Consider the following 7,504-nt stretch of genomic DNA (forward strand, 5'->3'; position numbering starts at 1 on the left):
TCTTTTGCACCGATTGCCTGCCCCGCACCCCCGCGCTAGATTGCGCGGGGACATGCAGAAGGGGCGCCAGGCTTGAGCCAGACGGACAGCGCGACCGCGCGCACCCCCGATCCGTCCGCCACGGCGCCGCAGGCCGAGGCGGATACCGCCGCGCTCGCCAAGGGCGGCCGCACCAATTTCTTCGGCTTCGTGCTGCGCCTCGTCGCACGCCTGCCCTTCCTCTATTTCGCGGGCCGCTGGTACGGACCCGAAGCGGTCGGGCGCTTCGCCTTCGCCGTCCTCGTGATCGAACTCGTCGCGCAGCTTGCGACGCTCGGCCTCAAGCGCGGCCTCGCCGAGCAATTGAGCGCGCCGGGCGCCGACCAGCGCACCGTCGTCTGGGACGGGATGTTCGTCGCTTTCCTCGCCTCGGCGGCGGGCTCGGCGATCCTGCTCCTCTTCCCCAATCTGATGTTCCCCGCCGGAGCGATCGACGGCACCGATCGCTGGATGGCGCTGCTGGTCTTCGCGATCGCGGGGACCGATATCGCGCTTGCCGCCTGCGCCTATCGCTACGACGTCGGCGCGACGGTACGCGCGCGCGCGGTGGTCGAGCCCTGGGTGATCAGCATCGCGGCCGCCGGCTTCTGGTTCGTCTCGCCGCGCGACGGGCTGATGCTCTCCTACGGCAGCGCGATGGTCGGCGCGTTCCTGACCGCGCTCGTGCCGATGATCCGCCACTATGGCGGGCCGCGCGGCTGGCAACCGCACCCCGCGCACCTCTTCAAAGTTGCGCGGCGCAACGCTCCGCTCGCCGCTGCCGATGCGATCGAATGGGGGACGCGCCGCCTCGACCTTTTCATCCTCGGCCAGTTCACTTCGCCGACGATCTACGGCATCTATTACATGGCGCAGCAGGTCGCCTCGCTGCCGCAGAAGCTCAAGACCAGCTTCGAGCCGATCCTGGGCCCCGTGATCACGCGCAACCTCGCCGAAAAGCGCCTTGCCGCCGTGGCGGCGCAGGTCAGCCAGGTCGGCTTCTGGATCATCGCCGCGCAGGCCGGCATCGCGCTCGCGCTCGGCATTCCGGGCGAGGCCGTCATGGGCCTCGTCGGACCGCAGTTCGTCGGCGGCGCGGGGGCGCTCGCCTTCCTCCTCGCTGCCGAGGTCGTCGCCGCCACCGCGGTCGTCAGCGAGGCCGCGCTCGTCTATGTCGCGCGCCACCGCAACCTGCTGATCAGCCTCGCGACGCTCGCGCTGCAGGCGGTGCTCAGCGTCGCGCTGATCCTCGTCGCGCGCTCGATGGGGCTCGACCCGATCTATTATGCCGCCGCGGTCGCGCTCGCGCTGATGCTTGCGCTCGGATTCGCGTCGCTGGTCAAGGCGCGGCTGCTTGCGCACATCCTCGGCGCGCCGGTCAACAGCCTGCGCTGGGCGCTCGTCTGGGCGACCGCAGGCGCGACGGTGCTCGGCTGGGGCGCGACGAAGCTCCCCGAATGGGCCGAGCTGCTGATCGGCGTCCCTTTCATCCTCGGCATCTACGCCTGGCTGATCTGGACCCGCGGCTTCGGCCCCGCCGACCGCGCGCTGTTCCGCAAGCACCCCGAGCCCGCGGCGCCGGCCGCCTGAGCTAATCGACCGCCTTCTGCGCCGCGTCGCCGACATCCTGTGCGGCGTCGCCGACCTTCTGCGCCGCCTCGGTGATCGCGCCCGTTTCGGTCTTGTCGTTCGCGAGGAACTGGAAAGCGAAAAAGGCCGCGATCACGATCGCGACGAGGACAATCAGGCCAACGCCGATCCCGCCGCCGCGGCGCGGTTCGCGGTCGATGACCGTGGTGGTGTGCGTCGTCCCGTCGGGATCGCGCGTCGTGTGGATTTCGTCGGCCATATCGAAGCCTCCTTTTTGCACTATGGCGCTAAGGACGCTTCGGCGAACGCAAAAGTTCCCGGGATATTGACCCTAGCCGAGGCGCGCGGCGACCTTCGCCTTCAGGTCGGTCTGCGCGCGCGGGCCGACCTGCGCGATGATCTCGCGCGCGCACACCGCGCCCATCGTCAGACAATCCTTGATCGGCCGCCCTTCGGCGAGGCCCGAGAGGAATCCCGCCGCGAACAGGTCGCCCGCCCCCGTCGTGTCGACGACGGTCTCGATCGGCTCGGCGCCGACTTCGGTTCGTATCCCGTCGCGCAGCGCGATCGCGCCGTGCGCCCCGCGCGTGACGACGAGCAGCGGCACCTGCGGCGCAATCTTGGCGACCGCCGCCTCGAAATCCCCGGTTTCGGCGAGCGCGCAGATCTCGACCTCGTTCGCGAACAATATGTCGAACAGTCCCGCGCCGATCAGCTTGCGGAAATCGGCGCCGTGGCGGTCGATGATGAAGGCGTCGGACAGCGTGAAGGCGACCTTGCGCCCCGCCGCGCGCGACACGTCGATCGCGCGCCGCATCGCCGCGCGCGACAGTTCGGGATCCCACAGATAGCCTTCGAGATAGAGGATCTCGGCGTCGGCGATCCACGCCTCGTCGATCATCCGCTGCTCGAGCAGGTGGCTGGCCCCCAGGAAGGTGTTCATCGTCCGCTGCCCGTCGGGGGTGACGAGGATCAGGCAGCGCGCGGTCGGCGCGCCTTCCTTGAGCGTCGGCGTCTCGTAAGCGACGCCCAGCGCGCGCAGATCGTGGGTGAAGACATGGCCGAGCTGGTCGTCGGCGACCTGGCCGATGAAGGCGCAGCGTTCGCCGAGCACCGCCATGCCCGCGAGCGTGTTCGCGGCCGAGCCGCCCGAAACCTCGACCGCGGGCCCCATCGCCGCATAGAGACGTTCGGCCTCTTCGGCGTCGATCAGCCGCATAGATCCTTTGGTCAGGCCCTCGGCCTCGATCAGCGCATCGTCGGCGCGGGCAAGAACATCGACGATGGCGTTGCCGATGGCGACGACGTCGAAACGGGCGGTGGAGGCCATGAAAAATCCTGTGCTGGTCGGGGAAAACTGCCGCGCGCTTTAGGGGCGACAGCGCGTCTAGGCAAGCGCATCGCTTGACGAAGCGGCCCGCCGCGCCCCATTCCCCTATGATGACCCGCGCCGTCCACGCTTTCCTGCTCGCCCTCAGGGACTTGCCGAGCCCGCGCGTGATCCGCATCCTCGCGCAAAGTCTTGCGCTCACCCTGCTGATCTTCGCCGCCGCCGGTGCCGCGATCTTCTTCGGCGTGCGCTGGGCGCTCGCGCACTGGCGCTGGCTGGACGGTGCGAGCCTCGACATGGCGGGTGTGCTGATCGCCCTCGCGCTCGTCGCGGGAAGCTGGCTGCTCTTCCGCGCCGTCGCGATCGTCGTCGTCGGGCTGTTCGCCGACGCGATCGTCGCCGATGTCGAGGGGCGCCACTATCCCGCCGCCGCAAGCCGCGCGATCGATGTCGGCTGGCGACAGAATATCGCGCTCGCGCTCGCCTCGCTCGGCCGCCTCATCGGGGGAAACCTCCTCGCGCTGCCGCTCTATATCGTGCTGCTCGTCACCAGTATCGGCACCCCGATCCTCGCCCTCGCCGTCAATGCACTGCTGCTCGGGCGCGACCTCGAGGCGATGGTGCGCGCGCGCCATCCCGACCGGCCGCGCTTCGACCGGCCGACTCGCTGGTCGCTCGGCCTGCTGTCCGCCGCAAGCTTCGTGGTGCCCGTCGCCAATCTGTTGGCCCCGATCCTGAGCGCCGCTATGGCCGTCCATCTTTTGCACCTGAGCGACGGGAAACCGCGATGAAACTGATCCGGCTGCTGCCGACGATCCTGCTTGCAGCCGCGCTGGCGGGCTGCGGAACCACCGCCGTACCGCGCCCGGCGCGCCCGGTCGCCGCGCCGCCACCCGTCACCCCGCGCATCGTCCAGCACAACAGCCTCGTCGGCCAGCATGCCGGCGCGGCGCTGGCGCAATTCGGCAAGCCGCGCCTCGACATTGCCGAGGGTGCCGGCCGCAAGCTGCAGTTCGCGGGCGCCGCCTGCATCCTCGACATATATTATTACGCCCCGAAACAGGGCGCCGAGCCGGTTGCGACCCATGTCGACGCCCGCACGCCCGAGGGGCGCGATGCCAATGTCGACAGCTGCGTGAGCGCGCTCAGGCGCTGACGTCAGGACGCCAGTTCGGCAAGCGCCCACGCCGCCGCATCGGCCACCATCGGCGATTCGTCCAGCGCCAGCGCTTCCAGCCGCGCCCGGAATCGCGCATCGCCGCTGTTTCCCGCCGCGATCGCGGCGTTGCGCACCATCCGGTTGCGCCCGATCCGCTTGATCGGCGATCCCGCGAACACCTGCCGGAACCCCGCATCGTCGAGCGCGAGCAGGTCGGCGATCGCCGGCGCGACCAGCTCGCCGCGCGGCAGGAAGGCCTTGTGCCGCGCGGCGGTGTCGGCGAACTTGTTCCACGGACACACCGACAGGCAATCGTCGCAGCCATAGACGCGGTTGCCGATGCCGCGCCGCATATCGACCGGGATCGGCCCGTCATGCTCGATCGTGAGGTAGGAGACGCAGCGCCGCGCATCGAGGCGATAGGGCGCGGGAAAGGCATCGGTCGGGCACGCCTGCTGGCACGCGGCGCAGCTGCCGCAACGATCGCGCCCCGCAACCGAGGGTGCAAGGTCGAGCGTCGTGTAGATAGCGCCAAGGAACAGCCAGCTGCCATGCTCGCGGCTGACCAGATTGGTATGCTTGCCCTGCCAGCCGAGCCCGGCCGCCGCCGAGAGCGGCTTTTCCATCACCGGCGCGGTGTCGACGAACACCTTGACCTCTGCCGCCTTCACCTCGGCGACGAGCCAGCGCGCTACGGCTTTCAGCGCTTTCTTGACGACGTCATGATAGTCGGCGCCCTGCGCATAGACCGAAATGCGGCCGCGTGTCGGAACCTCGGCCAGCGCCAGCGGATCGACCTCGGGCGCATAGCTCATGCCGAGTGCGATCACCGACCGCACCTCGGGCCACAATCCTTGCGGCGACCCGCGCTGGCTGCTGCGGCTTTCCATCCAGATCATGTCGCCGTGGCATCCCTCGGCCAGCCAGCGATCGAGCCGCGCCGCGGTTTCGGGCGCAGCGTCGGCGCGCGCGATCCCGAAGGCGGCGAACCCCTGCGCGCGCGCGACCGCCTCCAGCCGCTGTTCGAGCGTTTCGGGGTGAGGCAAGGCTTCGGCAACCATTGGCGCTCTATACGACATGGACTCTCCCGTGCCATAGTCGCGCGAAATCTTGTTCAGGGACCGACACTTGACCGAACTCGCCGTCGAGGCCGATGGCCTCACCAAATATTTCGACAGCTTCAAGGCGGTCGACCATGTGTCGCTTCGGGTTCCGGCGGGCAGCATCTATGGTGTGCTCGGACCCAATGGCGCGGGCAAGACGACCAGCCTGCGCATGACGCTCGGCATCATCGACCCCGACGAGGGCACGAGCCGGTTGCTGGGCGGCCACAAGCCGCAATCGGTGCGCCATCGCATCGGCTATCTCCCTGAGGAACGTGGGCTTTATCCGGGCATGAAGGCGCGCGAGGCGATCGCCTTCATGGGCGCGCTGCGCGGGCTCGACTGGTCCGAAGGCCGCCGCCGCGCCGCCACCTTCATGACCGAACTCGGCCTCGAACGCGTGATCGACGAAAAAATCCGCAAGATGTCGAAGGGCATGGCGCAGATGGTCCAACTGATCGGCTCGATCGTCCACGCCCCCGACCTGATCGTCCTCGACGAGCCCTTCTCGGGGCTCGACCCGGTCAACCAGGAACGGCTCGAAATGCTCGTCCGCCGCGAACGCGACCGCGGCGCGACGATTCTCTTCTCGACGCATGTCATGGCGCACGCCGAACGCCTCTGCGACCGGCTCGCGATCATCGCCCGCTCGCAGCGCCGCTTCGAGGGGACCGTCGACGAAGCGCGCGCGCTGCTGCCGATGCAGGTGCGCTATACGCCGCGCGACGACGCAGACGCAGTCGCGGCGCTGCTGCCCGCCGACGCGGCGCGCCGGGGCGACGCGTGGCATTTCGCGATCGAGGATCGCGACGTCGAGCCGTTATTGGCGCGCATCACCGCAAGCGGGCATGGCGTCGCGGGCCTGTCGATCGCGCGCCCGGCGCTCCACGACGCCTTCGTCCATATCGTGCGGCAGGTCGACGCGGGTTTCGACGCCTCGCCCGAAAACGACGCGACCGAGGAGGCCGCGGCATGAACGCCTTCCTCAGGAATATGCGCGTCGTCGCGCGCCGCGATTTCCTCGCCATCGTCGCCACCCCGACCTTCCTGCTCTTCCTGCTCGCACCGCTTTTCATGCTGGCGATGGCGCTCGCCGGCGGCACCGGCGCCGCGCAGCTCGCCGACAGCGCGCGAGGCGCGGGGCGGATCGTCGCGATCGCCGATTCGGCCGATATCGAAGCGCTGCGCGCCGCCGATGCGCGGCTGCGCGCCGCGATGCCGCGCGAACCCGCGGTTCTTGTGCTCCGCGTCGCGTCCCCGACCGCCGATCCGGTCGCCATCGCGCGCGAAAAGGGCAGCGACACCTATGCGGTGATGAGCGGACCGCCCGCCGCGCCGCGCATCGTCGAGCGCGAACCGGGCAGCAGCCCGGGACGCTATCTCGTCCTCCTCGCCGCCGAGGTGCAACGCGCGCGCGCCGCCGGGCCGCTGCCGCCCGTGGCGCCGCGCTTCGAAAGCCTTTCGAACGGCGGCAACAGCATTGCGGCGCAGCAGACCCTCGCCTTTGGCGCCGTGTTCGCCATCTTCCTGCTCACCTTGCTGCTCGCGGGGCAGACGGTGAGCTCGCTCGCCGAGGAAAAGGGCAACAAGGTCATCGAGATTCTCGCCGCCGCAGTGCCGCTCGAAAGCGTCTTCCTCGGCAAGCTGCTCGGGATGCTCGGCGTCGCGATACTCTTCATCGCCTTCTGGTTCGCGCTCGCGACGGGCGGCGGATTTCTCTACGCGCTTCAGGCCGACCCCGCCGCCATCGCGGCGGCCGGCGCGGCCGCGGGCGCCGCCAAGCCCGCGCTGATGGCCGCGCCCGCGACGGGCTGGCCCTTCTTCCTCGGCATCTCGCTCGCCTATTTCATCATGGCCTTCCTGCTTTTGGGCGCGGCCTTTCTCGGCGTCGGCGCGCAGGCGGCGACGGTGCGCGAGATCCAGATGCTCAGCCTGCCGATCACCATCTTCCAGGTCGGGATGTTCAGCCTCTCGGCCGCGGCGGCGAGCGCCCCCGGCACCGGCCTCGCCCGCTTCGCGCAGATCTTCCCCTTCTCCTCGCCCTTCGCGATGGCGGCGCGCGCCGCGACCGACGAGGCGGTCGGCGCCCACCTGCTCGCGCTCGGCTGGCAGGCGATCTGGGTCGCGCTCACCGTCTATCTCTCGGTCCGCCTGTTCCGCGCCGGCGTGCTCAGCAGCGGCAGCGGCTGGAAGTTTTGGAAGAGGAAGCGGGCCTAGGCCGGTTTCGACCGTAAGCGGACATATCCTGCATCGTCACCCTGAACTTGTTTCAGGGTCCATGGTCTGCCGTTTCCTTCGGCGCGG

General features: G+C 69.5%; 8 protein-coding genes. 5 read left to right on the plus strand and 3 right to left on the minus strand.

What is annotated here, in order from left to right:
- The first annotated feature begins 72 nt into the window (after positions 1–72).
- Positions 73–1,608 (plus strand): lipopolysaccharide biosynthesis protein, encoded by a 1,536-nt coding sequence (locus J1N50_RS07625; RefSeq protein ID WP_215352161.1) that lies wholly within the window; start codon positions 73–75, stop codon positions 1,606–1,608.
- A 1-nt stretch (position 1,609) separates the two neighbouring features.
- On the opposite strand, the gene J1N50_RS07630 is transcribed toward J1N50_RS07625, so the two are convergent.
- Positions 1,610–1,867 (minus strand): hypothetical protein, encoded by a 258-nt coding sequence (locus J1N50_RS07630; protein ID WP_215352164.1) that lies wholly within the window; start codon positions 1,865–1,867, stop codon positions 1,610–1,612.
- A gap of 72 nt (positions 1,868–1,939) precedes the next feature.
- The gene (locus tag J1N50_RS07635; RefSeq protein WP_215352166.1) at positions 1,940–2,938 is read right to left on the minus strand and encodes an adenosine kinase; all 999 of its coding nucleotides are present in this window, start codon (positions 2,936–2,938) and stop codon (positions 1,940–1,942) included.
- Positions 2,939–3,048: 110 nt separating this feature from the next.
- Here J1N50_RS07635 and J1N50_RS07640 point away from each other — a divergent pair, with 110 nt between their 5' ends.
- Together J1N50_RS07640 and J1N50_RS07645 are read left to right on the plus strand one after the other, a co-directional pair.
- On the plus strand, positions 3,049–3,729 hold the full coding sequence (locus J1N50_RS07640; protein ID WP_215352169.1) for an EI24 domain-containing protein: 681 nt from the start codon (positions 3,049–3,051) through the stop codon (positions 3,727–3,729).
- On the plus strand, positions 3,726–4,094 hold the full coding sequence (locus tag J1N50_RS07645) for a hypothetical protein (RefSeq protein WP_215352171.1): 369 nt from the start codon (positions 3,726–3,728) through the stop codon (positions 4,092–4,094). Before J1N50_RS07640 ends, J1N50_RS07645 begins: the two co-directional genes overlap by 4 nt.
- A gap of 2 nt (positions 4,095–4,096) precedes the next feature.
- Here the strand turns inward: J1N50_RS07645 and queG are convergent, their stop codons facing one another.
- Positions 4,097–5,158, minus strand: coding sequence for a tRNA epoxyqueuosine(34) reductase QueG (gene queG / locus J1N50_RS07650; RefSeq protein WP_215352174.1), 1,062 nt, complete (start codon positions 5,156–5,158; stop codon positions 4,097–4,099).
- A 67-nt stretch (positions 5,159–5,225) separates the two neighbouring features.
- Between queG and J1N50_RS07655 the strand changes: the two genes are divergently transcribed.
- Entirely contained in the window at positions 5,226–6,176 is a 951-nt protein-coding gene (locus J1N50_RS07655) for an ABC transporter ATP-binding protein (RefSeq protein ID WP_215352196.1), read from the plus strand.
- Positions 6,173–7,417: an ABC transporter permease gene (locus J1N50_RS07660; protein ID WP_215352198.1), complete on the plus strand. Its 1,245-nt coding sequence runs from the start codon at positions 6,173–6,175 to the stop codon at positions 7,415–7,417. The genes J1N50_RS07655 and J1N50_RS07660 overlap by 4 nt, the downstream gene beginning before the upstream one ends.
- The last annotated feature ends 87 nt before the right edge of the window (positions 7,418–7,504 follow it).

Source organism: Sphingopyxis soli, from assembly GCF_018682675.1.
GTDB lineage: Bacteria > Pseudomonadota > Alphaproteobacteria > Sphingomonadales > Sphingomonadaceae > Sphingopyxis > Sphingopyxis soli.

Excerpts from the sequence above, each read along its gene's own strand:
- J1N50_RS07630 (WP_215352164.1), bottom strand. The coding sequence starts at position 1,867 with ATGGCCGACGAAATCCACACGACGCGCGATCCCGACGGGACGACGCAC.
- J1N50_RS07635 (WP_215352166.1), bottom strand. The coding sequence starts at position 2,938 with ATGGCCTCCACCGCCCGTTTCGACGTCGTCGCCATCGGCAACGCCATC.
- J1N50_RS07640 (WP_215352169.1), top strand. The coding sequence starts at position 3,049 with ATGACCCGCGCCGTCCACGCTTTCCTGCTCGCCCTCAGGGACTTGCCG.
- J1N50_RS07645 (WP_215352171.1), top strand. The coding sequence starts at position 3,726 with ATGAAACTGATCCGGCTGCTGCCGACGATCCTGCTTGCAGCCGCGCTG.
- queG (WP_215352174.1), bottom strand. The coding sequence starts at position 5,158 with ATGGTTGCCGAAGCCTTGCCTCACCCCGAAACGCTCGAACAGCGGCTG.
- J1N50_RS07660 (WP_215352198.1), top strand. The coding sequence starts at position 6,173 with ATGAACGCCTTCCTCAGGAATATGCGCGTCGTCGCGCGCCGCGATTTC.